Source organism: Oceanicola sp. 22II-s10i (genome assembly GCF_002210105.1).
Taxonomy (GTDB): domain Bacteria; phylum Pseudomonadota; class Alphaproteobacteria; order Rhodobacterales; family Rhodobacteraceae; genus Pseudooceanicola.
Map to the genome: position 1 here is coordinate 180,895 of NZ_AQQU01000005.1, position 24,666 is coordinate 205,560.

Below are 24,666 nucleotides of genomic sequence, written 5' to 3' on the forward strand. Positions count from 1 at the left end.
GGCGTCAGACCCGTTTCACCGGCATCAGCAGCCGGGCCAGCAACGACATCAGCGTGCCGTGCTCCGGGCGCTCCAGCACCTGCCGCGGCATGGCAAGCGGTGCCTCGGGCGGCAGCCAGTCGGTCTGCGCCACGGCAACGGCGCGATCAAAGGCGGTCTTGGACAGGTCTGTCATTCCTTCACCCACTGATAGAGCCATGTTTCGGACAGCACGTCTCCGAACCCCGCAAGATGCGCCCTGAGTTCGACGGCGGCCCGCGCCTCGGCTTCCACTTCGATCACCAGCCGCCAGACGTCGGACCCGTCGATACGCGACAGGACGGTTTCGGAAACCCTGCCGCGCGTGGCGCTGACAACCGGGGTAACCTCGGCATCCGCCGGAAGTTCCCTCAGCAGCCCACCTTTGAAATCAATGACGAATTTCCGCCGACCCGAGTCGCCGTCCACCCCCGAAACGCCGCCTTTTCCGGCGCGCGTGCGCAAAATTCTGGCGCGGAGCGAAGATCCGTCGCCCGCCGGTTCGCGGCCCCAGTGCAGCCGATAGGCCACTTCGACCTGGCTGCCCGCCGTGGCGGGCGCCTCGGGCGTCCAGAAGGCCGCGATGTTGTCGTTGCCCTCCAGTTCGGACGGAATCTCGATCAGCCGGACGGTGCCCTTGCCCCAGTCCCCGATCGGTTCGACCATCAGCGAGGGACGGCGTTCGTAATGCGCCTGCGCGTCGAGATATTCGTCGAAGTCGCGCGTCCGCTGGACCAGCCCGAAACTGACCGGGTTCTCCATTCCCAGATAGGACCCCGCCAGCCGGGCCGGGTTCTTGAGCGGACGATAGAGTGTTTCGCCCGAGGCGAGGTTGACCACCAGCGCCTCGCTGTCATGCACCGCCGGGCGGTAGTCGTCGAACCCCATGCGGTCGCCGCCGCCGAACAGGAACATCGAGGTCAGCGGCGCGATTCCCAGTTGCGCCACGTCGCGGCGCAGGAACAGCCGGGCGGTGACCTCCATCACGGTGTCCGTGCCCGGTGTCACGACGAACCTGTAGGCCCCGGTGACCGATGCGCTGTTCAGGGCGGCATAGATCGTGACCCGCTGCGCGCCCGGCGCGGGCCGTTCCAGCCAGAAGGCCGAGAAGCGGGGAAATTCCTCGCCATCGGAATGGCCGGTGTTCACGGCCAGCCCCCGCGCGGACAGGCCATAGAGCGTGTCCTGCCCAAGCGCACGGAAGTAGCTGGCGCCGAGGAAGGACAGCAGTTCGTCGAACTTGTCCGCCCGGTTGAGCGGGTTCAGCAGCCGCACCCCTGCGACGCCGGGCAGGTCGAACGCCTCGGGCACACCGGTCTTGGGGTCGAAATATTCGAAGTCGCCGGTGGAAAAGCGCATCGGCCGCGCCACGCCGTCGACCACCTCGTGCACCGCCACCAGTTCGCGGAACAGCCAGCCGGGGTGAAAGGCGTTGACCCGGAACCGGCTGCCGTCGCCCGACCAGCGCGCGTGATCCTGACGGAAGCGGATACGCTGGTAGTCATCGTAATCGAGCTCGGTCAGGAAACCGTCCACCGTGGGCGCGGACAGCGGATCGGACAGCGACTCCAGCCGCATCCGTTCCGTCAGGGCATCGAAGGAAAACGGCTCGCCGTCCTGCGCGCGGGCGCGGCGGGGCAAGGTGGCACACACGACGGCCGCCGCGGCAGCACCCCCCAGGAACCTGCGGCGGCTGGTTGCCGGACGGCCGGACGGAAGGACGGTCAGAGGCGCTGATGTCATGGTCGGTGGCTACACAAATGCAGGGGCATGTCGGTTGATTCTGGACGCTGCGTTGCAGAATTCAAGATGCGGGACCGGATGGGGCGCAGAGACCCGCCGGTCAGGGGGCAGAAAACCGCCAACCCGGAGCAGTCCCTTCAATAAGTTGCGAGATTCTGGCGGTGCGGACGCACGCGTTTCGGCGGGGATTTGCAGAAGGACGCGACGGATCGCGCGCAGCGGTGAGCGGCCCAAGGATGATCCACGAGAATGTCAGACGAGCGCCGTGAATGCTGCGCCCGCAAAATCCGCCTTTTGCCGATAACTTACCCTGAGCACAAGAAAAATCCGCGCCGCATTACGTCAATTTGACCGGACTGCATGACATTGCATCGGCCGACCTCGTCATCCGCCCCGGCGGCGTGCCCGATGGTTATGCGAAGTGTCGATGGCACTCGGCGTTCGTCTGGGGCAGTGTCGGCGCTACCTGACACGGCGCAGGCGATCGGGACCGGCGCTCCGGCCCCCGGCGGCCGAACCCGTGACACCGAAATCTGGAGGATCCGCAATGGCAACAACCGGCAAGCAACTGTTCACGACACTGGAGGCAGACGGCACGCTGACCGTCGCGATCGAGGAGGTGTCCTTTCCCGATCCGACCGGCAACCAGGTGCTCGTGAAACTCGAGGCGGCGCCGATCAATCCGTCGGACCTCGCCATCCTGGCCGGGGCGGCCGACCTTGAAAACGCCAGCTATTCGCCGGGCAAGTTCGTCGCAAAGGTCCCCGAGCCCTTCAACACCGGATCGAAAGCGCGTCACGGGCTGAAGCTTCCCGCCGGCAACGAAGGCGCGGGCACGGTCGTGAAGGCCGGCGACGGCGACGCGGCCAAGGCGCTGGTCGGTCAGCGCGTCGCCTGTGTGCCGGGCAATGCCTACAGCCAGTATTGTATCGTCGAGGCGGGGGCATGCCTGCCACTGGGCGACCACACGGCAGAGGACGGTGCCAGCGCCTTCGTCAACCCGATGACCGCGCTCGGTTTTGCCGAGAACGCGAAAATGGACGGACAGGACGCGATCCTGCACACGGTCGGGGTGTCCAACCTCGGCCAGATGCTGACCCGCATCTGCAAGGAAGACGGCATCGCACTGGTCAACATCGTTCGAAAGGACGACCAGGCCGCGCTGCTGAAGGGGCTTGGCTCGACCCATATCGTCAACTCCTCTGACGACGACTTCACGACGCAACTACGGTCCGCGATCGAGGACACGGGCGCCTTCTATGGCTTCGATCCGATCGGCGGCGGCAAGATGGTCGACACCGTCTTCAAGGCGATGGAGCAGGTCGCGGCCAGCCGGATGACCGAGTATTCCCGCTATGGTTCGAACCAGCCCAAGCGGATGTTCATCTACGGCCGTCTCGACACCGGCCAGACGATTCTGTCGCCGAGCTATGGCTTCGGCTGGACGCTGTCCGGCTGGCTGCTGTTCCCGTTCCTGCAGATGGCCGGGCGCGAGACCGTCGCGCGGATGCGCAAGCGCGTGCTGGACAACCTCACGACCACCTTCGCCAGCCACTACAAGACGCGCGTCAATCTTGACGAGATGCTGACCAAGGACGCCGTCACCGATTACCGGGCCATGAAGACCGGCGAGAAATACCTCGTGACGCCCTGGTCATGACACTGCGCGCCGGGTCCGACCGTATCTGTCGGGGCCCGGCGCATGACCCCCGGACCCGCCGTGGCAGCTCCGCCCGGACACCGGATCAGCCATTTGTGCGAACACCGGGTGCGGTCGTTCAGTCGTCGGGTTGCCTGTCGGCAGCCCAGCTTGCGATCGCCTGATCGCGCACCGCCCGGATGGCTTCGGTCGGGAGATCTTGACTGCCTTGGGTCCGCAGGGGTTCGTCGTGAAAGAGGTAGACGCGTGACAGGAAGGCGTCGAACGGGAGGGAGCCCTCGCCGTAGCGCTCTCCGTGGCCCGAGGTCGAGACCACGACGCCATTGCCCCAGTCCTGGCCGCTGTCGTTGTTCGGATTGTAAAAATAGACCCGCATCTCGCCGGACTGATCCTCGGCCACCCTCAGGATCGCGATCGCGTGCCAGCCCACGAACCGCTGCTGCGCGTCGGTGACCGCGATCCCGGCCGGCTGCGGATGGCCGAGGGGGCGGCCGCCATTGTACTCGGGATGATAAGCCCCGAAGAAGCGGCGCAGGAAGTCGTCGTAGCCCGCCAGTTTCCCGGTCGCCACGTCGACGGCGACGGCACAGTCACGCGACACCCACCAGCCGTGGAACTGCGGGTTGATCCAAGTGTGCGGATCGCCCGGACGTCCGGCGCACAGGCGTCCCATCTCGGCATAGATCCGGTCGAGATGCGCGACGAGCAGGACCGAAACGGGGTCGGCGTCGATGGGTCCCGACCCGGCCAGCCCGGCGGGCAGATCGGCAGAGTTGATCGGCGTCCCTTCGAACTGCATCTGCAGCGTGTCGAATTCGGCGACCTGGGTGATGAGGTGCAGCAGGTAGTCGGGATCATTCAGCGCCCACATCGCGATGGCCCGCGCCGACTGACAGGTCGGATTGGCGCCCTGTCCGACGCCGAGCGGCTGACCCAGAACCTGGAGGACGCCGGCAAGGAGATAGGTTTCCGGCGGCACGGCCGGACCGAAGCCCAGGGCGATGCGTTCGCGGGCCGCACCGCCGAGGCCCAGCGTGAGCTGCCGTTCCAGCGCGGGCGTCATCGGAGCATGGTGCAGGATGCCCCGGTCGAGCATCATCGCAAGCCCGTAGGCCGCCTGCGGCGTGGCCGGCGAGACAGCGCTGCGAACGAGTCTCTCGATCAGTCCGCGGTAGTGACGCCAGCAATCGAGACCGGTGCTGCCGAGGCCGAGGGCTTCGGGGATCAGCGGCCGGGCGTCGTAGTCGAGCGCCCATCTCAGGAAGGTGGCGTGATAGTCCGAGACGAGCCCGGTGTCGTGCATCGCGCGGGCAAAGCCCATGGCCTCGCGCGAGAGGCCGCTCTCGTCGGCGACGGAAATGCGCTCGATATAGATCTCGAGGCCCGGATCGTCGCGCGACGCGGTGGTCGGGCCGAACAGCGCGCTGACCAGCCGTTCGGCGCCAAGGCGGGTGCTGCCGGGTTCCGTGCCCTTCTCGTTCAGCGCGACCGCGATCTGGGCGATCATGTCCTTGACGACCCCGACCTGGACCGAGCGTTGCTCGAGCAGGCGCCAGATTTCCGTGACGAGGACGTTCAGCACGTCGCTGAGGCCGACATGATCCGCGATGTGGCTCAGGACGCGGCGCTTGAGGTCATGCCGCGCCCCGAGTGTCCTCGCGGCTTCGTCCGGGGCGCCGAACAGATCCCTGAGGTTGAGAGCCAAGACCTGCGTCAGGAAATGGCGGGCCCCCTCCTGGTGCAGGTTGGCGTGCCGGGCGTCACCGTCCGCCACGGCGAGAAACCGGGCAAGACTGGCCGCCTCCAGCGCCTGAAACGCCGGATCCTCGGACACCAATGTGCCGCCCACGAGTTGCGGCAGCAGCGCCTCGGGGCGGTCCCAGTCGGACCCGGCGAAGAGGCCCGCGGCATCCATCCTGGGGGCGCGCTGACGCACCACGCCCAAGCCGCCGGACTGGGCGATGATGCGACCCAGCACGTCGAGAACCGGCCCCTGGTGGCGGGACTTCGCAAAGGGCCGGGCCCGCTCGAGCCGCTCGATCGCCATATCGAGCGTGCTGGCGAGCCGGACCAGTGCGGCGTCGTCAGCGCCAGTCTGCCCATCCTTGGCGGACGCGTCTGTCAGGGTCATCAGACGTAGTAATCCAGTTCTTCCTGCCTCTTGAGAAGGTCCCTCAAGTCATGCGCATTGTCACCGAAGAAATAGGCCAGTCCCCAGTGCGTGCCGAATGCTGACCGTTTGGCCACCTTCTGCTCACGCGGGTCCGAGAGTTCGTGGAACTCGAAATAGGGATGGTTGGCCGTCTCTTCCGGCACCTGCAGGCGGCTCACGACGCGGCGGCGTGGATAGACGCCAAAGCAGCCCGCATGGCCCTTCGCATCGACCACCTCTTTCGGGAAGAAGGCGTCGAGTTCCTCCTGCGTGGTCTTCGGATCGAAAGCCAGCACCAGTCCCTGATAACCGTTGAAGCCATAGGCCCGTTCGATCAGCTCCAGTGCGTTGAAGCCCGGCGGACGGTAGGCAACCTCGCCGAAGTAGAGCTTGTTGTCGCTGGTCAGGAAGTATTCAGGGTGAATGAAGCCGAAGTCGATGTCGAAGACCTCGATCAGCTTCTCGATTTCCTCCGTGATCCGCTCACGGTGTGCCTCCAGTTCAGGGGTCGCCGGGACGAAGACCGAGTAGCCCAGGGTGACGTATTCGGAGATGTTCAGGAACTCGATCTTGCCGTTCTTGATCCAGGCTTCCACGGCGAATTCCCAGCCGTCCAGATGACTCTCCAGCAGGGCCGGGAACTCTTCGTCGGGAATGTTGTCGACATCCTCCGGCGTGCGGATCACCCGGTGTCCGGCCGTGCCGGACTTGTCGAAGGCCTTGAAGTGAATCGGATCGTTGGGGTCGCCATCAAGCTTGAGCAGCGTCTGGTTGACCCGTTTCAGAAAGCGGATCACGTCCCCGCGGTCATGGGCTTCCTCGAAGACGCCCACGCGGATACCACCCAGTTGCGCCCGGCGCTTCATCAGCGACTTGTCACGGAACAGCATTGCCTGGCCCAGAAGGCGCGGGTTCTTCAGCAACACGGCGTTCACCGCACCGGCCCATTCGACCGTCTCCTCGAAGATCGGGATGGCGACATCGACGCCCATGTCCTCGAGCGTCAGAGCAAGCTCGTGAGACCGTTCGTTGAGCCGGTCGAAGTCCCAGGGCACGAACGGAATATCGTTCTGACGGCAGTAGTCCTCGGCCCAGGGCGGCGCGACCACCACGTATCTGCGGTCGAAACGGTCCACCGCTTCGATGGCGTTCAGGCTCCATCCGAGCAGGGCAACAAAGCCCTTGTCGGGGTTCTTGTCGGTCATGGCATTTCCTTTCCTCGGGCAGCATCACACGGACGCATTGGCGTCCTGTCCGCTCGCGGACGGGTGATGTCCTCATACGGGAATGGCGATCCCCGGCGAGCTGGCTCTGCCTCGGTTTCGGCTAAATACCCTAGCGCGCAAGGATCGGATTGCAATTCCGGCGGCCAAGTCGGCGGCTCCGGGCGCCCGGAACCGGTCGCCCCGATGCGCTCAGATGAGGGCTCTTAAGGGACCTGAACCGTGCCGCTTTTTCCTTCGCCGACTGGGCGCGGGCCTGAGGGCTGGCTCTATCCGGCCGTCATTACTGCTCCGTTGACTATCAGGCCGAAGCTCGACGGCGCGGTATCCTGATCTTCATGCGTGGCAAGGCGATCTGCTACGACAACGGCATGGTCGAAACGTTCTTCAAGATCATCAGATCGGACCTGATGTGGCCGATCGCATGGCAAACCCGAAGGCAGGCGGAAAACGCGAACGCCGGACACGGCGACGGGTTCTGCCATCCCGTCAGGCGGCACTCTCCGTTCGACTTCCAGAGCCCGATAGCCTCCACGCGACAGGTTGGAGAAATGAACCGACCGCTCTGCCAAAAAACCCGGACAAGTCCATCATTTCCTCGCCGCTAAATCGGCCCTACCGCTGTGTCTGCTTTCCCGTTTCCCGCTGCTCTCAGGTCGATGTCAGAGACTCATTGAGAGAGTTTGCAACCAGCCCGTGCTAGTCTTCCGCGAAGTCGATACCGGCTTCCGGCCTGTCGACATATCGTCTGCGTGCGTTGAGGATATGGCTCTCCATCACCGCGTGAGCCAGTGCGGCATCCCCGGTTCGGAACGCGGAGATGAGATCGCGGTGATGCATCATGCTGCGGGCCATGTCCTCGTCGGAGAACGTTCCGAACGTCCAGGCCTGCAGGACCAGTTCATAGGTGTCGTTGATGAAACGTTCCAGCCTCGGCCCGCCCGCGATACTTGCGATCCGGCGATGAAAGCGGTCGTTGAGCACGGCGAGCCGGTCGCGGTCGGACGCCGACCGGCTGCGCGATGCCGTCTCCATCTCGCTCGCCAGGGCCTCAAGCTCCGCGACGTCCTGGGCAGAGGCCCTCGACGCTGCGCGCGCGGCGGCGTGCGGCTCCAGAAGGGCGCGCAGGTCGAACACCTCCTCGATGTCCTCGCGGGACCAGTTCCTGACGTAGGCACCACGGTTCGGAATGACATCGACGAAGCCCTGGCTGGCCAGCAGCAGAAGCGCCTCGCGCGCGGGTGTTCTGCTGACGCGGAATTCGCCTGCGATCTCGGCCGCGGCCAGATGGGTGCCGGGCGGCAGGTCGCCCGACAGGATCCGCTGCCGGATCGCCCGGTGAATCCGCGCGATCACGTCAGACCCGCGGCCTTCTACCGTGCCGGGTGTCTCTGCATCCGGTTTTCCGTCACGCCCAGCGTCGGTCAAACTCCCAGACCTCTTCGAATCCGATCAGCCGATTGAAATCGCCGAACTCCATGAGCTCAACGCTCTGCGGGAGGATACCGTTGCCCTTCAGCCCTTCATATACCGAAGTCGCGGCGCGCGCGGCGGCCAGCAGGCCCGTCACCGGATAGATCGCGACGGAAAACCCCATGGCAGCGTAGTCCTCCAAAGGCAGGACCGGCGTCTGCCCGCCATGCACGACGTTGACCAGCAGGGTCGCGTCGATCTCGCCGCCGATGCGCTTCAGTTCCTCGACGGACTGAGGGCTCTCGACAAAGACCACGTCGGCACCCGCCTGTGCGAAGGCACGGCCGCGCGCGATGGCCTCGTCCAGGCCATACTTGGTTCGGGCGTCCGTGCGCGCGATCACCAGAAAATCGTCCGAAGCGCGGGTGTCGACCGCAACCTCGATCTTGCGCAGCATTTCGGGCAGCGGGATGACCTGTCGGTCCGGGGTGTGGCCGCATTTCTTCGGGAAGATCTGGTCCTCGATCTGGATGGCCGAGGCGCCGGCCTTCTCATAGCCCTCGACAGTCGCCTTGACGTTCAGCAACCCGCCGTAGCCGGTGTCGGCATCGGCGATCAGGGGCGTCCGGGTCCGCGTGCAGATCTGCTCTACCCTGTCGCGCATGTCGCGATAGGTCGCGATGCCCGCGTCGGGCAGACCGAGGGACGAGGCGATGACGCTGAAGCCGGACATGTAGAGCGCCGGGAACCCGGCCTTGTCGGCCGCGATGGCCGACACGAGGTCGTAGACGCCCGGCGCAGTGATGCAGCCGGGCCCGGACAGCGCCGCCTTGAGTTTCGGATCCGCCATGAAGCCTCCGCTGGTGTAACAATCGTGACGACAGGATTACATGCAAAGCTGATGCCAATCCAGAGAAAATAACGCACATTTCGCGTTGCGAAAACATGATTGCATGCACTTTGCCCCTGCGCTAGCGTCGCCCCAGTCGCAGCACGCAGGTCGAGTCGCGACTGGCGCTGCGTCGAGCGGGAGGGGATCGCGTTGAACGAGTCGGAAGAAGAGATCGCCGCGATCGTCCGCACGGCGCGCAGCTTCGTCGAAGACCGCCTGCGCCCGCACGAGAACGCCGTGGATCGCGCCGATCACATCGACGAGGCGCTGATCGCCGAACTGCGGGCCGAGGCGGTTGCGCTCGGTCTTTACGCTTTCAACATGCCCGACAGCCTGGGCGGCCTCGGCCTCGGCCCGCGCGCCGTCGCGGCGGTCGAAGAAGTGATGGGCCTCACCTCGATGCCGCTGGCCGAGGCCTTCGGACACCAGCCGATGTCCCTCATCCACGTGGCGGACCACCAGCGGGACTGGCTGCTGGATCCGGTGATGCAGGCCGAGAAGACGCTGGCCTATGCGCTTACCGAACCCGGCGGCGGCAGCGACCTGTCCACCATCCGCACCCGCGCGGTGCGCAGCGGCGACGGCTGGGTGCTGAACGGGTCCAAGACCTTCATCTCGCATTGCACGACGGCAGACTACATCGTCGTCCTGGCCGCCACAGACCCCGAGGCACGGCTGTCGCGCCGCCTTACGGCCTTCGTGGTTCCCGCCGACACGCCGGGGGTGGCGCTGGACGCTCCCTTCCGCAAGCTGGGCTGGCACGGCTATCCGATTGCCGGTTTCAGCCTGTCGGACGTGACAGTGCCGGACGAAAACGTTCTGGGCGAACCGGGCCAGGGGCTGGCGGTGATGATGTCCACGGTGAACACCGACCGCCGCTGGTCCGCCAACCGCGCCAACGGCATGGCCGCGCGGCTGATGGAGCTGGTGCTGCCGCATGTGAAGGAGCGTCAGATCGGCGGCGCGCCCCTCGGCGAAAAGCAGGCGATCCAGATGATGCTGGCCGACTGCGACCTCGATCTGGAAACCTCGCGCTTGCTGGCCCTGCGGGCGGCGGATGCGGCGAATGACGCGGATGTGGCGGTCTGGTCGTCGCGCGCCAAGCTTTATGCGACCGAGGCGCTGACACGGATCGCCGACCGGGTGCTGCAGATCTTCGGCGGCGCCGGTTTCATGGCCGACCTGCCGGTCGAGCGGATTTATCGCGACGCGCGTGGCCTGCGGATCGGCGAAGGCACGTCCGAAGTCCAGCGGCTGACCATCGCAAGGGCCCTGCTGGCATGAGCGGGCGCGACGCCATCGTCCTTGCCGGCATCGGCGAGACGCGGGTCGGCAAGCTGCCGGGCCTGTCCTCGGTCGAGCTGCAGGCCGAGGCGGTGATCCGGGCGGTGAAGGACGCCGGCCTCGCGCTGCACGACGTGGACGGACTGCTGAACCTCGGCCCCTATGTCCAGCCCTCGTCGATGTTCGCGACGACGCTGGCCGAGTATCTGGGCGTCAAGCCCACCTATTGCGCCACCATCGACGTCGGCGGCACCGTGACCGGGATGACGATGATCCAGAACGCGATCTGGGCCATCGAATCCGGTCAGTGCGAGGTCGCCGTCTGCACCTTCGGCGAGAACGCCCTGACCGGCCGCGCAGTTGGCGTTCAGGGCCTGAAGATGGACAACCTGCTGGGCGGCGAGGAATGGGAAGAACCCTTCGGCGTTCAGGGCATGGTGATCCCCTACGCGCTGCTGGCGCAGGCGTGGCGCGACGAGCACGGGACGGGGGACGCGGATTTCGGCGCGGTGGCGACGGTGACGCGGGCGCATGCCCTGCTGAACGACAACGCGCAGATGACAAAGACGATGACGCAGGAGGACTACCTCGCCTCGCGGATGATCGCGACGCCACTGCGGCTGTTCGACTGTTCGCTGGTGTCCGACGGCGCGGGCGCGGTGGTGCTGATGCGCGCGGACCGGGCGCGGAAGCTGGGCGCGCGGCAGGTCGCGGTGCGGGCCGTGGCGCAGAAGACGACGCACAATTCCGCAGCCGCCCTGCCCGACATCGCCGACCTCGGCATGGCAGAGGCCGGCGCGCGCGCCTTCGAGGCGGCGGGCATGGGGCCCGAGGACATGGACATGCTGGCCCTGCACGACGCCTTCACCATCTCGGTGCTGATCACGCTCGAAGCGCTCGGCTTCGCCCGCCCCGGCGAGGCGGGGGCGCTGGCACGGTCGGGCGATCTGTCGCTCGGCGGGCGCTGGCCGCTCAACACCCATGGCGGGCTGCTGAGCCAGGCGCATATCGGCGGCATGCTGCATATCGTCGAGGCGGTGCGCCAGCTGTCGGGCGATGCCGGCAAACGGCAGGTCGAGGGCGCGCGCCGCGCGCTGGTCAGCGGTAACGGCGGCGTCTTCTCGGTCTGCGGCGCGATGATCCTGGAGGCGGCATGAACGATCAGGCAGACCTCTGGGCCCCCATGCCCCACCCGACCGGTTTCTCGGCGACTTTCTGGGACCACGCGGACAAGGGCGAACTGGCCCTGCCGAAATGCGAGGCCTGCGACGCGCTGCACTACCCGCCGCGCCGCTTCTGCCCCGAGTGCGGCGGTGACGCCCTGACGTGGACCGCGATGTCGGGCCGGGCGACCGTGGTGTCCCATTCGACCGTGCTGACCTCGTTCCACGGGCAGGACTGGGTCGGACAACTTCCTTACGTGGTGGTCCTCGTCGACCTCGACGAAGGTCCGCGGATGCTGTCCCGGCTGGTCGGCAGCGACACCATCGCGCGCGGCGACCGCGTCCATGTCACCTTCGCCGAGGTGCAGGGCCGACGCCTGCCCTACTTCACGCCGGAGGGCGCGGCATGACCGTCGCCGTCACGACCGAGGGCCACGTGGCCGTCATCGAGATGTCCGGCGACGGGCGGCACAATCCGCTGAGCGTCGCCCTCGTCACCGCCATGCTGGCCGCCTTCGACAGTGCAGAGGTCATGCAGGCCCGCGCGGTCGTCATCTGCTCGGCCGCGAAATCCTTCTGCGCGGGGGCCAACATCCCCGACCTCCTGGGCGCGGCCTGGATGGAGGAGACGCCGACAGGCCCCGGACCCGAGGACCTGTTCGCCCGGATCGAGGCGCACGACCGCCCGGTGATCGCCGCCGTGCACGGCAACGTCATGGGCGGCGGGTTCGAACTGACGCTCTGCGCCGATCTGGTGGTGGCCGACGCGGCGACCCGCTTTGCGCTGCCCGAAACGGGGCTGGGCGTGATCCCCAACACCGCGCTGCCGAAGCTCGCCGCAATGGTGGGTGTGCGGCGGGCGATGGACATCATCCTGACACGCAGGTTGCTGAGCGCCGCAGAGTGTCACACTCTGGGCCTCGTCACCGCGGTCACGGAGGAGAACCCGCGCGACACTGCCATCGCGACCGCGCAATCCATCGTCGAAGGCGCCCCTCCGGGCGCCATCGCGGCGGTAAAGCGTGAACTGCGCCGGCTCGGCGCGACGGACTGGGCGCAGGTGCACCGCACGCTGACCGCCCTTCCGAAGGAGGAATGGCAGGAGGGCCTCAGCGCCTTCACCGAGAAAAGGCCGCCGGACTACGACGGCTTCTGGTCCGAGACGTGACCGATACACCAGGGAGGAAAGACCAATGAGACATTTCGGAAAGTTCACCGCAGCGGCGCTCTTCGCGCTGGCCGCGCCCTTCGCGGCCCCCGCATCCGCCGAAGACATCACCATCGGCGGGCTGTTCCCGTTCAGCGGCCCGAACGCCGTCTACGGTGACGTGCTGTCGTCGGGCGCCAAGCTGGCGGTCAAGCACATCAACGCCGACAAGATGCTGAGCGGCGAGCTCTCGATCGCCTACGAGGACACCCAGGCCCTGCCCCAGCCCGCCGTCGTGGCGATGCAGAAGCTGGTGAGCGTCATGAACGTGCCCTTCACCCTGTCGTCCTTCACCGGCGTGTCCAAGGCGATCGCCCCGATCGGCACCCGCAACGAGGTGGTGATGGTCAACGGCGGCGGCGTCGGCCCCGACCTTGCCGAGCTGGGCGATTACTTCTGGAACGTCATCCCGCTCGCCAACCTCGAAGTGCGCGCGTCGGTGCCCTATGCCGTCAAGGAGATGGGCAAGTCGAAATTCGCGCTGATCTACGTGGACGACCCGCTCGGCGCGTCGATCCTGAAGGAGATCGAGAGCGTTCTGGAAGACGTCGGCGGCGAGCTGGTCAGCGAGATGAGCGTGGCGCCGACGGCGCAGCAGTTCTCGGGCCTCGCGGCCAAGGTGCGGTCCAGCGGTGCGGATGCCGTCTACATCGCAAGCTACGGCGCGCAGCAGGTGCAGATCGCCAAGCAGCTGCGCGACAACGGCGTCGACGCGCAGATGATTTCCTACTCGGCCTACGGCGTGCCGGACGCGATGGCCCTGCCGGAGAACGAAGGCGCGATCTTCACCGCGCAGGCGGTCAAACTCGACACCGGCGACGCGATGACCACCCGCTTCGTGGAGGACTACAAGGCCGAATTCGGCAAGGACCCCGCGCCCTACAACGTCAACTACTACAACGCGACGATGCTTTTCGCGATCCTCGCGCAGGCCCTGGAGGCCGAGGGCAAGGAGATCACCGGCGCCAACCTGCTCGCCAAGCGCAAGGAGATGCGCAGCTTTGACCTCGTCGGCGGCAACGTGTCGTTCCTCGACAACGGCACGCTGCTGTTCCCGATCGACGTCAAGGTGATCGAGGGCGGCGCGGCCAAAACGCTCGCCACCGTCGACATCCAGTAAGAACAGGTCCCGGAACGTCATGCTTGCCCTGCAACTCACGCTCACCGGCCTCCAGGCGGGCGCGCTCTATGCGCTCACCGCCGTCGGCTTCTCGCTGATCTTCGGCTCGACCCGCGTGTTCCATTTCGCGCACGGCGCGACCTTCGCCCTTGCCGCGTATCTCTTCTACGCGGTCGAGGCGGCGGGCTACGGCTTCGTTCCGGGCCTTCTTGCAAGCTTCGCGGGGGCGATCGCCTTCGGCCTCGCGATCGACTGGTTCATCTACCGCCCGATCCAGCGCGACGAAGGCTCGTTCTTCACGGTCTTCGTCGCCTCCTTCGGCATCGGGATCGTGGTGCAGAACCTGATCGGCATCTTCTTCGGCCGCAGCTTCGTCACCATCACCTCGCCCCTGTCGCGGGCGAGAGAGGTGCTCGACGGGGTCTATGTCGCGCCGCTTGCGGGCATCGCCTTTGTCGTGGCGCTGATCTGCCTTCTCGCGCTCGGGTTCTTCCTGCGCACGACGTTCACCGGCAAGGGCCTGCGTGCCCTGTCGGACGATCCGGAGCTGGTCCGCGTCTTCGGCCTGAACCCGCGCTACCTGTCGGCGGCGGCCTTCGCCATCGGCTCGGCGCTGGTGGTGCCGGCGGCTGTCTTCACCTCGATGTCGTCGGGGCTGAACCCGGCCATCGGCCACCATGTCATGCTGATCTCGCTCGCCGCGACCATCGTCGGCGGCATCGGGTCGATCCCCGGCACCATGATCGCAGCCTTCATCTTCGGCCTTGCGGAAAACCTGTCGCTGCTCTGGTTCGAGCCGCAATGGTCCGAGGCCGTCGTCTTTGCCATCCTCTTTGCCGCGATCATCGCCCGCCCCTCGGGCCTGATGGGCAAGAGCGCGGCACGCTGAAGGAGGGCGGCATGGAAAACTATCTCGCCAATCTCGGTGTCCTGATCTGCGTCTATTCGATCCTCGCGATCACGCTGAACTTCATCATGGGCTATGCGGGCATCTTCTCGCTCGCCCACGCGGTCTTCTTCGGCTTCGGCGCCTACACGGGCGGGTTCATTGCGCTGAACTACACCAGTTCGATGTTCGTGACCCTGCCTGCCGCGATGGTCGTGTCGGCGGTGCTTTCGCTGCTGCTGGCCATTCCGACACTCAGGGTCCGGGGCGAATACTTCGTCGCCGCGTCGCTGGGGCTCCAGATCCTCGCCGTCACTCTTTTCACGGAGTGGAAGGGGTTCACCGGCGGGATCGGCGGGCTGGTCGGCATCCCCCCGGTGTCGCTCTTCGGGACCGAGATTTTCCGCCCGACGTCCTTCGTCATCGTCACCATCGTCGCCCTGATCGTCACCATCGGGATCTTCCACCTGCTGGTGCATTCCAACTTCGGCCGGTCGCTGCGGGCGATCCGCGACAGTGAAAGCGCGGCTGCGGCGTTCGGGAAGAACGTGCCGGTCATCAAGACCGTCTCGCTCGCCATTTCGGCGGCACTGGCGGGGATGGTGGGCGCGCTCTACGCGAGCTACCTGGCGTTCATCAACGTCGAAAGCTTCATGCTCGACACCTCGGTGCTGATCATGGCGATGGTGATCATCGGCGGAACGGGCACGCAGCTTGGCCCCATCGTGGGCGCGATCGTGCTGCTCAGCCTGCCGTCCGCAATCACCTACCTGAACTTCCTGCCGCAGTCCGAGATCGGCGCGATCCAGCAGATCATCTACGGCGCGGGCATGACGCTGCTCATGCTGTTCCGCCCCGGCGGCATCGTGGGGAGCGGAGGGAAATGACCATGACCGAGACCCATACCCCCGAGGAAACCCACGAGGACAAGGAAGTCCTGATGGAGCTGGCCGGCCTCGGCCGCAGCTTCGGCGGCGTCAAGGCGGTCGACGACGTGTCGATGAAGCTGCGGGCCGGCATCGTGACGACGTTGGTCGGGCCGAACGGCGCGGGCAAGACGACGCTCTTCAACCTCATCACCGGGCAGCTGGCCCGCGACACCGGCCACATCACGTGGCTGGGGCGGCGCATCGACAAGATCAGGCCGCACGAGGCGGCCCGGCTGGGCATGGTGCGGTCCTTTCAGGACCTGCGGCTGTTCGAGAAGATGACGGTGGAAGAGAACATCATGACGACCTTCGAACGGTCGCCCCTGCCCCGCATCACCACCCCCGCGAAGCGGGCCGAGCGGCGCGAGTTCATCGACCGCATTCTCGAACGCTGCGCCCTGACCGACAAGCGCAACACACGGGCCAGCGACCTGGCCTATGCCGAACGCAAGTTCCTGTCGCTGGCGCGGATCATCGCCGCGCAGGGGCGGCTGTGGCTGCTGGACGAACCCGCCTCGGGCCTCGATCCGCAAAGCTACAACCGCCTGCTTGGGATCATCCGCGAGGAGGTGCAGACCGGCGTGACCGTCTGCATCATCGAACACAACCTCGACATCGTTATCGGCATCTCGGACCGGATCGCCTTTCTCGACCGGGGGAAACTGCTGGCCGACGACACGCCGCAGGTGGTGCTGAACGATCCGAAACTCGCCTCCATCTATTTCGGAGAACGCTGATGGCCGAGACGCTTATCGAGGTGCAGGGCCTGCACGCGGGCTACAAGGGTCATGCGGTGATCGAGGACATCGACCTGTCGCTGAACCCCAACGAGGTGCTTTGCCTGATCGGGCACAATGGCGCGGGCAAGTCGACGCTGCTGAAGTGCATGTTCGGCCTGCTGCCCCGGATGCAGGGCAACGTGCGATATGGCGGCGGCCTGACGCATGAGCAGGTCGCGCTGGTGCCGGAGGGCAAGGGCGTCTTTCCAAGCCTGACGGTGGCCGAGAACTTTGACCTCGGGCTCGACGCCGCGAAGATCAAGGGCGCAGAACGCGCGGCGCGGGTCGACTGGGTGCTGGGGGTCCTGCCCCAGATCCGCGAGTTCCTGCACCGCCGCGCGGGCACGCTGTCGGGCGGACAGGCACAGATGGTGTCGATCGGGCGGGCGCTGCTGAAACGGCCCCGCGTGCTGATCATGGACGAGCCGTCCATCGGGCTGGCGCCGAAGCTGTTCCAGGACCTGCTGGGCCCGATCCGTGCGCTGCAGCAGGCCGAGGGGCTGACGATCCTGCTGGTGGAACAGAACGTCCGCGAGGCGCTGAAGGTGTCGGACCGGGTGGCGGTGATGAAACAGGGCCGGATGGTCTGGCACGGCACCCCGTCCGAATTGAGCAACGACCGGCTGATGGAGCTCTACTGATGCCCGACACCCGACGTCCCGCCGCGCAGCCCCTCGGGGCCGTTCTGGCCGATCTCGCCCGCGACCACGGCGACCGTGATTTCATCGTCCAGCAGGATGACACCCGGACCACCGTGGCCGAGACCGACGCGCTTGCGGGCCGGCTGGCCGCTTGGCTGGCGGACCGCGGGATCGGCCGCGGCGATCGGGTTGCCGTCTGGTTGCCGAACCACCCGGTCTGGATGGGTCTCTTCTTCGCCTGCGCCCGGCTCGGTGCGACGCTGGTGTCGGTCAATCCGCGATACCGGCAGGCCGAACTTCAGCACCTGCTGTCGAAGTCCGGTGCCGCGATGCTGGTGTATCCCGGCCCCGACGGCCACACCGACTTTGCCGCCGAGATCGCGTCGCTTGACGCCGACACGCTGCCCGACCTGAAAGCGCTGACCGTCTTCCTGCCGGGCGGCGCGGTTCCGGAGGCCATCGGCCCCTGGCCTGTCACGGAACTCGACCCCGCTGCCCTGCCCGACTCCGTGCCGGACATGCAGGCCGAACTGGACGACCCGGTGATCCTGTTCACCACCTCCGGCACCACCAGCGCGGCCAAGCTGGTCACGCATACCCATCGGACCATCCACGCCCACATGACCGGCAACGCGCCGTTCTTCGGCTTCGACGAGGGATCGGCCTATCTCGCCGTCCTGCCGTTCTGCGGCGTGTTCGGGCTGACTGCCTCGCTCATCACGCTATGGACGGGCGGCCGCGTGGTGACGATCGAGGCCTATTCCACAACCGCCGCCGCCGAGCTGATGCACCGCGAGCGGATCACCCACATGTTCGGCAGCGACGACATGTTCGTCCGCATCTGGCACCACGACCGCACGGCCTATGCCTCGGTACGTTACGGCGGCTTCGCGCGCTTCACGCCCGGCATCGAGAAGGATCTGGCCGACATGGCCCGCGCCGGTGTGCCGCTGCACGGGCTCTACGGCGCGTCCGAGGTCAACGCGCTCTTCTCCGGCCAGCCGGACAGCCTGCCCATCGAGGAGCGGTTGCTGGGCGGCGGCATCCCCGCCCACCCCGACGCGAAGATCCGCATCCGCGATCAGGAGAGCGGGAAGCTGCTGTCGGTGGGCGAGACCGGCATCCTCGAGGTTCTGGCCCCGACCAACGCCGTCGGATACTTCCGCAACCCCGAAGCGACGGCCAAGACCATAGACGCGGAAGGATACGTCAGCACCTCGGACCTCTGCCGGATGCGCGAGGACGGCAGCTTCGTCTATGTCGGCCGCAACGGCGACGTGCTGCGGCTGTCGGGTTTCCTGACCGATCCGGCCGAGATCGAGGAAGCCATCGAGACCTGTCCGGGGGTCGAGAAGGCGCAGGTCGTCGGCGTCACCGAAAAGGGCCGAACCCGCCCCTTCGCCTTTGTCATCACCGACGGCCCCTTCGACGAAAAGGCGGCGATCGCCGATGTCGCGGGGCGGCTCGCGCATTACAAGGTGCCGCTGTCGATCGTCGAACTGGACGCCTTCCCGACGGTCGAAAGCGCCAATGGCCTGAAAATCCGCAAGGAAGTCCTCAAACGCCGCGCCCAGGAAGCGCTGGACCGGAGCGCGACATGACGAGTCTCTACTACGAGGATTTCGAGGAAGGTCAGGTCTTCGAGAGCAGCGGGCGAACGATCACCGAATCCGACCTGACCATTTTCTCGATGGTCTCGGGTGACTGGAACAAGGTCCACAACGACGCCGCCTATGCGGCAACCACGCCGTTCGGAGAGCGGATTGTCCACGGGCCGCTTGGCATCGCCATCTGCTTCGGCTTCATCCACGCCATGGGTATCTTCGACGACAGCGTGGTCGCGATGACCGGGATCGATGACTGGACTTTCGACAAGCCGATCGTCATCGGCACCACGCTGCACCTGCGGATGACCATCACCGGCAAGTCAATGGGCCGTTCGGGACGCACCGGAAAACTGGGACGCAGGTTCGAGCTTCTGGACCAGGACGGCACCTGTTTCCAGAGCGGTCTATCGGATGTCCTCGTCCGCACGCGGGCCAGCTTGCCCGGCACGCAATGAAATCTGCGGTGGTCTGCACCGGCATCCCGGAAGCGCTGCCGGTGGTCATGACCCCCTTATCCCCGACATCCATCACGAACCCGACATCGGCGGGGTGAAGCTGGGCCTGCGTAACGCGCAGGCCCAGGCGATGATCGACGAAATCCGCGCAGGCAGGGGCCCGTGCGCCCGCACCGCGCGCCCCTAAAGAACGACCATTCCGGCCGGATCGAATTCCAGGAAGACACGGGCGCCGACATCGTGAAGGTCGGAAGGCAGCGCGCTGACCCTTAGGCTCTGCCGCGCGCCCTCGGGCCGCACGACGTAATCCCAGTTCTCGCCCAGATAGGACCGCTCCTCGATCACGGAAGGCACCACGGGGCGTCCCTGCACGGCCTGTGAGGGCTCGGCGATCAGCCGGAGGAGCTGCGGCCGGACCGAGAATTCCATTTCCCCCTCGCGATTGCCCACCTCGGCGGAGAAATACTTCGCATCGACCTTGTAGCCGCCGAAATCGAGCCCGCCGTTGACGCGGGTGGCGCCCACGAGGTTGGTCCGCCCTATGAAACCCGCCACGAAACGGCTGCGGGGATGGTTGTAGAGGTCGAAGGGCGTGTCCACCTGCTCGATCCTTCCGTTGTTCATCACCGCGATCCGGTCCGAGGCGACCATTGCCTCGCCCTGGTCATGGGTGACGTAGACCGTGGTGATGCCGAATTCGTCGTGCAGGCGGCGGATTTCGAAGCGCATCTCCTCGCGGAGGTTGGCGTCGAGGTTCGACAGCGGCTCGTCGAGCAGCAACACACCCGGACGGACGACGATGGCGCGGGCCAGCGCCACGCGCTGCTGCTGGCCGCCCGACAGTTCCGCGGGATAGCGGTCGGCGAGGTGGTCCATGCGGGTGATGCGAAGGATATCCTTCACCTGCCGGTCGATCTCGGGTTTCGACAGCTTCCTCAGCTTCAGCCCGAAGCCCACGTTCTGCGCCACCGTCATGTTCGGCCAGATCGCGTAGGACTGGAAGATCATCGACATGTCGCGCCGTTCCGGCGGCAGCGATGTCTGGGCCGAGGACAGCACCCGGTCGCCCATCGAGATCGTGCCGCCTGTCGGGCGGATGAAACCGGCGATCATCCGCAGCGTGGTGGTCTTGCCGCAGCCCGACGGACCGAGCAGCGAGACGAACTCTCCCTCTTCGATGCTCAGGTCGATCTGGTCGACGGCCACGGCCTCGCCGTAGTGCTTGGAGATGCCGCGCAGGTCCAGCTTGCTCATCGGGGTGTCCTCATCATGAAGTCGCGTCCGACCAGCTTGAAGCCCAGCCAGACAAAGAAGGTGGTGGTGACCAGGATGATGCAGCCGATGGCCGCGACCGCCTCGAAGCGGCCTTCCTCGGTCATGTCGAAGATCAGCACGGACATCACGCGGGTGTTCGGGCCGACCAGGAAGATCGCTGCCGACAGCTCGCGCGTGGCCGGGATGAAGACCAGCAGGAAGCCCGCGAAGAGCGTCTTCTTCAGCAGCGGGGCCACGACATGGCGGATCGCGGTGAAGCGTCCGCCGCCGAGCACGCGGACCGCCTCTTCCATCTCCGGGTTGATCGAGCGCATCCCCGCCGCCGCCGTGCCGTAGGAGATCGGCAGGAAGCGGGCCATGAAGGCGACGACGATGATCGCGGCCGTGCCGTAGAGGCCGAGCGGCGGGGGGGCGTAGGCCGCGTAGAAGCCGATGGCGAGGACAATCCCCGGAATGACGAAGGGCGCCATGCAGAGGAAGGCGAGCACGCTCGCGAACGGGATCAGGTTGCGGGTGACGATATAGGCCACGCAGAGCGCGAGGCCGAGCGCGCCGAAGGCCGCGAGCCCGGCGAACAGGAAGGAGTTGACGATCGCTTCCTGTGTCAGCTTGGAGACGAACAGGACGTCGTAATAGTTCTGCAGCGTCAGGTTGGACGCGTTCAGCCCCTTGCCCCACGCCTCGGAGAACGAGGCCACGACCATCGTGTAGCCCGGCAGGTACATCGCCAGCAGGCCGACGAAGCCGCACCATGCCAGCAGCACCCATTTCCATGCACCGATATCCAGTTCGCGCCGTTCGCCGCCCTTGCCGGTCTGGGTGACGAAGCCCTTGCGGTTCAGCAGCAGGCGCTGGACCCAGATCAGCGAGACGGTGATGAGAAGCAGCGGCATCGAATAGGCGGCGGCCACCTCCATGCGGAAGGGATAGCCGAAGAACTGGAAGAGCTGCGTCGTGACCACATTGATCCGCGCCGGGATGCCAAGGATCGCGGGCACGCCGAAGAGCGCGATGGATTCGAGAAAAACGATGATGATCCCGCCCAGGATCGACGGCCAGACCAGCGGCAGCGTGATCTTGAGCGAGGTGTACCAGGTGGGCGAGCCGAGGATCGCGGCGGCTTCCTCCATCTCGGTCGAGATCATGTCGAGCCCGGCCTTGGTGAAGAGGAAGATGAACGGGAACGCGTTCAGCGCGATCATCAGGACCATGCCGAAGAAGGAATAGATGTTGAACAGCGGCGTCTCCGAGCCGGTCAGCCACTGCCAGCCCTCGTTCAGCCAGCCGGAGTTCGGGCCGGCGATCAGGATCCATCCGATCGACGTCAGGTAGGGCGGCAGGATGAAGGCACCGAGGACGGAGGCCCAAGCGAACCACTTGGCGGGCATGTTGGTGCGCGACACCGCCCAGGCCATCGGCACGGCAAAGACAACGCACAGCGCGGCGGTGCACAGCCCCAGCAGGCAGGAATTGATCAGCGCCTCGAGATAGCGCCAGCGACCATAGGCCTCGACATAGTTCTGCAGCGTGAAGGCGCCGGTCGACGGGTCCTCGAAGCTGACTTTCAGCAGGAAGCCGATCGGCCAGATCACGAGGACGCAGAGGATCGCGATCAGCAGGATCCACAACAGGTTGATCGGTTCGAGATTGCGGAACCGGCGCAGCCAGCCGTCGGGCTGTTGGCCCGCCTCGGCGGCGTAGTCAGAGGCTTGGTCGGTCATTGGGTCCTCGTGAAAATTGTGTGGCCCGCCGCCGCGGTCAGGTCACTGCGGCGGGCCGGGCGGCGCGTTCGCCGGGCCGCCGGAGCGGCCCGCGGAGAGGAAGCGTCAGCCGCCGAAGGTGTCGCGCCATTCCTCGATGATCGGCTGGACGCCTTTCACCAGTTCGTCCTCGGACAGGTCCGCCGTCGGAATATCCTCCAGCGAGCGAACGCCGGAGGGCGGTTCCACAGCCGAGCTGATCGGCAGCATGCCGTTCTCGACCATGCGCTCCGAGGCTTCCTTGCCGATGATGAAGTTCACGAAGAGCTGCGCGGCATTCGGATGCGGCGCGTTCGCAAGGACTGCCGTGCCGCCGAGGCTGAGCTTGGAGCCGTCGGTGGGATAGATGATCTCGATCGGGTTGCCGGCGATCTTGTTGCGCGCGGCGACCGAGAACACCGCGATCCCGACTGCGCGCTCGCCCGCGGCGATCACGGTCGGCGGGTCGATGAGCGAGCGGCCGATGTAGGGGTCGTTGTCGCGAAGACCGGTAAAGAACTCCTCACCGTAGAGCTTCTTCATCAGAACGGCCCAGGACCCCGCGCCGCCCGAGAAGCCGGGGTGCGTCACGGCGACCTTGCCCTTCCATTTCGGATCGGTGAGGTCGGTCCAGTTCTTGGGCGCCTCCTCGGCGCTGACCTGCTCGGTGTTGTAGGCCATGACCGTCGGGTTGGCCGTCGTCGCGTACCAGAACCCCGGCTGCATGTCCTTGAACGGGGCGCGCACCGTGTCCGCGTCCGGCGGCGTGAATTCCATCAGCATCTTCTGGTCCCGCAGCTCGTGCAGGTGGCCGAGGTCGGTGCCGCTGAAGACGTCCGCCTGAGCCACGCCCGCGCGGACATCCTGCGCGAGGCGGGCATAGATCACCTGTCCGGTGGCCCGGATCACGTTGACGGAGATGCCCGGATATTTCTCCGAGAAGATCTGCCCCAGATCCTCCGCCAGCCCGGTGGAGAACTGCGACACATACCATGTCACCTCGCCCTCTTCCTTGGCCTTTGCATAAAGCTCGTCAGCCGTCTGTGCCGTGGCCGTCTGGCCCAGGGCCAGGGCCAGCACGGTGGCAGTCGCCAGTGCCATCAATCGTTTCATTTGGTCTCTCCTCCCATTGTCTCCGGTTCCCTGCCGCCGCGTCCCCTCCGGTCGCGGTGCGGCCGGGCGACCGCCTTGCGCCCGCGTGCCGCGGGCCGTGCATGCGTCTGACCCGTCATGGGGTCAGATCACCTCCTTGCGGCGCAGATCCGCGATCTCCTCCGCGCTCAACCCCGCCTCGGCCAGCACGGCTTCGGTGTCCGCGCCGATTCCGGGGATGGGTCGTTCGATCCGTTTCGAGGCCCCGAGGATGTCGACCGGGCTGCCGATCAGGCTGATCTCGCCCAGCTCCGGGTGCTGCACCTTCTGGGCGATCCCGAGGTGCCGCACCTGCGGATCCTCGAACACCTCGCGGATGTTCTTGACCGGTCCGCAGGGCACGCCCGCGGCATTCAGCGCCTCGCTCCAGTCCTCGGCCGTGCGGGTGGCGAGCACCTCGGCCACGATCTGCTTGAGTTCGTCGGCATTGGTGCGGCGCGCCTTGCCGGTCGCGAAGCGGTCGTCCTCGAGCATCCAGTCCAGCCCCGCGACCCCGCAGAACCGCGCGAACAGCCGTTGCGAGGACGCCGCGATGTTCATCCAGGCGTCACTGGTGCGGTAGGTGCCCATCGGGACGCCGGTCGGATGGTCGTTGCCCGCGGTTTCAGGGACATGCCCGTCCATCAGCCAGCGCATCGCCTGGTTGTCGAGCATCGTCACCTGCGCCTGCAGCAGCGAGGTCTGCACCCAGCCGCCTTTGCCCGTCACCTCGCGGTCGAGCAGCGCGGTCAGGATGCCCTGCGCCAGGAAGAGCCCCGCACAGAGGTCCGAAATCGCGATCCCGACACGCAGGGGCCGCCCGCCCGGCTCGCCCGTCACCGACATCAGCCCGCCGAGACCCTGCGCGATCTGATCCACCCCGCCACGCTCGGCATAGGGGCCGGTCTGGCCGAAGCCCGAAATCGAGCCGTAGACGATCCCCGGATTCACCGCCCGGACCGCTTCGTAATCGACGCCGAGCCGATGTTTCACGTCGGTCCGCATGTTCTCGATGATGACGTCCGCGTCCCGCGCCAGCCGGAGGAAGATGTCACGCCCTTCGGTGGTCTTCAGGTCCAGCCCGACCGAACGCTTGCCCCGGTGCAGGTTCTGGAAGTCACCGCTGTCCCGCGCGCCGATCAGGTCGCCCGCCGCCTGATCCACCTCGCGGCGTTCGATCCGCAGGACGTCCGCACCCCAGTCCGAAAGCTGGCGCACGGCGAAGGGGCCGGCGCGCGCATGGGTCAGGTCGAGCACCCGGAATCGCGCCAGAGGCCGCCGCGCCCCGGCGACCGTGGCTGTCTCGCTTTCGGTTGTCCTGTGATCGTCCGCCACGTCGTGCTCCTCCC

Annotated in this window: 22 protein-coding genes; 12 read left to right on the plus strand and 10 right to left on the minus strand. The window is 66.4% G+C overall.

The features are described from left to right. Positions 1 to 4 precede the first annotated feature (4 nt). Both ATO6_RS25085 and ATO6_RS14330 read right to left on the minus strand, forming a co-directional pair. Entirely contained in the window at positions 5 to 175 is a 171-nt protein-coding gene (locus ATO6_RS25085) for a hypothetical protein (protein WP_176440939.1), read from the minus strand. Beyond that, a complete protein-coding gene (locus tag ATO6_RS14330; RefSeq protein WP_369597069.1) occupies positions 172 to 1,671 on the minus strand; it encodes a glucan biosynthesis protein in 1,500 nt (499 codons plus the stop codon). Before ATO6_RS14330 ends, ATO6_RS25085 begins: the two co-directional genes overlap by 4 nt. A 637-nt stretch (positions 1,672 to 2,308) precedes the next feature. On the opposite strand from ATO6_RS14330, the gene ATO6_RS14335 reads away from it, so the two are divergent. Next, the gene (locus ATO6_RS14335) at positions 2,309 to 3,421 is read left to right on the plus strand and encodes a zinc-binding dehydrogenase (protein WP_088624702.1); all 1,113 of its coding nucleotides are present in this window, start codon (positions 2,309 to 2,311) and stop codon (positions 3,419 to 3,421) included. A 118-nt stretch (positions 3,422 to 3,539) separates the two neighbouring features. Here ATO6_RS14335 and ATO6_RS14340 read toward each other — a convergent pair whose 3' ends face one another. From ATO6_RS14340 to ATO6_RS14355, 4 genes are all read right to left on the minus strand, one after another. Then, complete coding sequence (locus tag ATO6_RS14340; protein WP_088624703.1) at positions 3,540 to 5,552, minus strand: hypothetical protein; 2,013 nt, start codon at positions 5,550 to 5,552, stop codon at positions 3,540 to 3,542. Continuing rightward, on the minus strand, positions 5,552 to 6,778 hold the full coding sequence (locus tag ATO6_RS14345; RefSeq protein WP_088624704.1) for an acetyl-CoA carboxylase biotin carboxylase subunit family protein: 1,227 nt from the start codon (positions 6,776 to 6,778) through the stop codon (positions 5,552 to 5,554). Before ATO6_RS14345 ends, ATO6_RS14340 begins: the two co-directional genes overlap by 1 nt. 717 nt (positions 6,779 to 7,495) lie before the next feature. After that, a complete protein-coding gene (locus ATO6_RS14350; RefSeq protein ID WP_088624705.1) occupies positions 7,496 to 8,224 on the minus strand; it encodes a GntR family transcriptional regulator in 729 nt (242 codons plus the stop codon). Further along, positions 8,205 to 9,059 carry an oxaloacetate decarboxylase gene (locus ATO6_RS14355; RefSeq protein ID WP_088624706.1) on the minus strand — a complete coding sequence of 285 codons (855 nt, stop codon included), beginning with the start codon at positions 9,057 to 9,059 and terminating at the stop codon, positions 8,205 to 8,207. The genes ATO6_RS14350 and ATO6_RS14355 overlap by 20 nt, the downstream gene beginning before the upstream one ends. Positions 9,060 to 9,251: 192 nt before the next feature. On the opposite strand from ATO6_RS14355, the gene ATO6_RS14360 reads away from it, so the two are divergent. From ATO6_RS14360 to ATO6_RS14410, 11 genes are read left to right on the plus strand one after another with little or no spacing between them, the layout of a single operon-like run. After that, positions 9,252 to 10,385, plus strand: a complete 1,134-nt coding sequence (locus ATO6_RS14360; RefSeq protein WP_088624707.1) for an acyl-CoA dehydrogenase family protein — start codon at positions 9,252 to 9,254, stop codon at positions 10,383 to 10,385. Continuing rightward, positions 10,382 to 11,542, plus strand: a complete 1,161-nt coding sequence (locus ATO6_RS14365; protein ID WP_088624708.1) for a thiolase family protein — start codon at positions 10,382 to 10,384, stop codon at positions 11,540 to 11,542. Before ATO6_RS14360 ends, ATO6_RS14365 begins: the two co-directional genes overlap by 4 nt. After that, positions 11,539 to 11,958: a Zn-ribbon domain-containing OB-fold protein gene (locus tag ATO6_RS14370; RefSeq protein WP_088624709.1), complete on the plus strand. Its 420-nt coding sequence runs from the start codon at positions 11,539 to 11,541 to the stop codon at positions 11,956 to 11,958. The genes ATO6_RS14365 and ATO6_RS14370 overlap by 4 nt, the downstream gene beginning before the upstream one ends. Then, entirely contained in the window at positions 11,955 to 12,716 is a 762-nt protein-coding gene (locus ATO6_RS14375) for an enoyl-CoA hydratase/isomerase family protein (RefSeq protein ID WP_088624710.1), read from the plus strand. Before ATO6_RS14370 ends, ATO6_RS14375 begins: the two co-directional genes overlap by 4 nt. Before the next feature lie 25 nt (positions 12,717 to 12,741). After that, the gene (locus ATO6_RS14380; RefSeq protein ID WP_088624711.1) at positions 12,742 to 13,875 is read left to right on the plus strand and encodes an ABC transporter substrate-binding protein; all 1,134 of its coding nucleotides are present in this window, start codon (positions 12,742 to 12,744) and stop codon (positions 13,873 to 13,875) included. Positions 13,876 to 13,894: 19 nt separating this feature from the next. Continuing rightward, positions 13,895 to 14,764 carry a branched-chain amino acid ABC transporter permease gene (locus ATO6_RS14385; RefSeq protein ID WP_088624712.1) on the plus strand — a complete coding sequence of 290 codons (870 nt, stop codon included), beginning with the start codon at positions 13,895 to 13,897 and terminating at the stop codon, positions 14,762 to 14,764. An 11-nt stretch (positions 14,765 to 14,775) separates the two neighbouring features. Further along, complete coding sequence (locus ATO6_RS14390) at positions 14,776 to 15,648, plus strand: branched-chain amino acid ABC transporter permease (RefSeq protein ID WP_088624713.1); 873 nt, start codon at positions 14,776 to 14,778, stop codon at positions 15,646 to 15,648. Between the two features lie 2 nt (positions 15,649 to 15,650). Continuing rightward, a complete protein-coding gene (locus ATO6_RS14395; RefSeq protein WP_088624866.1) occupies positions 15,651 to 16,427 on the plus strand; it encodes an ABC transporter ATP-binding protein in 777 nt (258 codons plus the stop codon). After that, positions 16,427 to 17,110: an ABC transporter ATP-binding protein gene (locus ATO6_RS14400; protein ID WP_088624714.1), complete on the plus strand. Its 684-nt coding sequence runs from the start codon at positions 16,427 to 16,429 to the stop codon at positions 17,108 to 17,110. Before ATO6_RS14395 ends, ATO6_RS14400 begins: the two co-directional genes overlap by 1 nt. After that, positions 17,110 to 18,711 carry an AMP-binding protein gene (locus ATO6_RS14405; RefSeq protein WP_088624715.1) on the plus strand — a complete coding sequence of 534 codons (1,602 nt, stop codon included), beginning with the start codon at positions 17,110 to 17,112 and terminating at the stop codon, positions 18,709 to 18,711. The genes ATO6_RS14400 and ATO6_RS14405 overlap by 1 nt, the downstream gene beginning before the upstream one ends. Continuing rightward, positions 18,708 to 19,172, plus strand: a complete 465-nt coding sequence (locus ATO6_RS14410) for a MaoC/PaaZ C-terminal domain-containing protein (protein ID WP_088624716.1) — start codon at positions 18,708 to 18,710, stop codon at positions 19,170 to 19,172. The genes ATO6_RS14405 and ATO6_RS14410 overlap by 4 nt, the downstream gene beginning before the upstream one ends. A gap of 183 nt (positions 19,173 to 19,355) precedes the next feature. Here the strand turns inward: ATO6_RS14410 and ATO6_RS14415 are convergent, their stop codons facing one another. The 4 genes from ATO6_RS14415 to ATO6_RS14430 all read right to left on the minus strand — a co-directional run bounded on the left by ATO6_RS14415 (position 19,356) and on the right by ATO6_RS14430 (position 24,652). Then, positions 19,356 to 20,426 carry an ABC transporter ATP-binding protein gene (locus ATO6_RS14415; RefSeq protein WP_088624717.1) on the minus strand — a complete coding sequence of 357 codons (1,071 nt, stop codon included), beginning with the start codon at positions 20,424 to 20,426 and terminating at the stop codon, positions 19,356 to 19,358. After that, the gene (locus tag ATO6_RS14420; RefSeq protein WP_088624718.1) at positions 20,423 to 22,168 is read right to left on the minus strand and encodes an iron ABC transporter permease; all 1,746 of its coding nucleotides are present in this window, start codon (positions 22,166 to 22,168) and stop codon (positions 20,423 to 20,425) included. The genes ATO6_RS14415 and ATO6_RS14420 overlap by 4 nt, the downstream gene beginning before the upstream one ends. 105 nt (positions 22,169 to 22,273) lie before the next feature. Then, a complete protein-coding gene (locus tag ATO6_RS14425) occupies positions 22,274 to 23,299 on the minus strand; it encodes an ABC transporter substrate-binding protein (RefSeq protein WP_088624719.1) in 1,026 nt (341 codons plus the stop codon). Positions 23,300 to 23,422: 123 nt separating this feature from the next. After that, positions 23,423 to 24,652 carry a CaiB/BaiF CoA-transferase family protein gene (locus tag ATO6_RS14430; RefSeq protein ID WP_217899008.1) on the minus strand — a complete coding sequence of 410 codons (1,230 nt, stop codon included), beginning with the start codon at positions 24,650 to 24,652 and terminating at the stop codon, positions 23,423 to 23,425. Positions 24,653 to 24,666: the final 14 nt, after the last annotated feature.

Bases quoted from the DNA above. Each gene is read 5' to 3' on its own strand.
- ATO6_RS14415 (WP_088624717.1), bottom strand. From the start codon at position 20,426: ATGAGCAAGCTGGACCTGCGCGGCATCTCCAAGCACTACGGCGAGGCC.
- ATO6_RS14340 (WP_088624703.1), bottom strand. From the start codon at position 5,552: ATGACCCTGACAGACGCGTCCGCCAAGGATGGGCAGACTGGCGCTGAC.
- ATO6_RS14375 (WP_088624710.1), top strand. From the start codon at position 11,955: ATGACCGTCGCCGTCACGACCGAGGGCCACGTGGCCGTCATCGAGATG.
- ATO6_RS14345 (WP_088624704.1), bottom strand. From the start codon at position 6,778: ATGACCGACAAGAACCCCGACAAGGGCTTTGTTGCCCTGCTCGGATGG.
- ATO6_RS14395 (WP_088624866.1), top strand. From the start codon at position 15,651: ATGACCGAGACCCATACCCCCGAGGAAACCCACGAGGACAAGGAAGTC.
- ATO6_RS14425 (WP_088624719.1), bottom strand. From the start codon at position 23,299: ATGAAACGATTGATGGCACTGGCGACTGCCACCGTGCTGGCCCTGGCC.
- ATO6_RS14355 (WP_088624706.1), bottom strand. From the start codon at position 9,059: ATGGCGGATCCGAAACTCAAGGCGGCGCTGTCCGGGCCCGGCTGCATC.
- ATO6_RS14385 (WP_088624712.1), top strand. From the start codon at position 13,895: ATGCTTGCCCTGCAACTCACGCTCACCGGCCTCCAGGCGGGCGCGCTC.
- ATO6_RS14410 (WP_088624716.1), top strand. From the start codon at position 18,708: ATGACGAGTCTCTACTACGAGGATTTCGAGGAAGGTCAGGTCTTCGAG.
- ATO6_RS14335 (WP_088624702.1), top strand. From the start codon at position 2,309: ATGGCAACAACCGGCAAGCAACTGTTCACGACACTGGAGGCAGACGGC.
- ATO6_RS14370 (WP_088624709.1), top strand. From the start codon at position 11,539: ATGAACGATCAGGCAGACCTCTGGGCCCCCATGCCCCACCCGACCGGT.
- ATO6_RS14365 (WP_088624708.1), top strand. From the start codon at position 10,382: ATGAGCGGGCGCGACGCCATCGTCCTTGCCGGCATCGGCGAGACGCGG.
- ATO6_RS14405 (WP_088624715.1), top strand. From the start codon at position 17,110: ATGCCCGACACCCGACGTCCCGCCGCGCAGCCCCTCGGGGCCGTTCTG.
- ATO6_RS25085 (WP_176440939.1), bottom strand. From the start codon at position 175: ATGACAGACCTGTCCAAGACCGCCTTTGATCGCGCCGTTGCCGTGGCG.
- ATO6_RS14390 (WP_088624713.1), top strand. From the start codon at position 14,776: ATGGAAAACTATCTCGCCAATCTCGGTGTCCTGATCTGCGTCTATTCG.
- ATO6_RS14400 (WP_088624714.1), top strand. From the start codon at position 16,427: ATGGCCGAGACGCTTATCGAGGTGCAGGGCCTGCACGCGGGCTACAAG.
- ATO6_RS14380 (WP_088624711.1), top strand. From the start codon at position 12,742: ATGAGACATTTCGGAAAGTTCACCGCAGCGGCGCTCTTCGCGCTGGCC.
- ATO6_RS14420 (WP_088624718.1), bottom strand. From the start codon at position 22,168: ATGACCGACCAAGCCTCTGACTACGCCGCCGAGGCGGGCCAACAGCCC.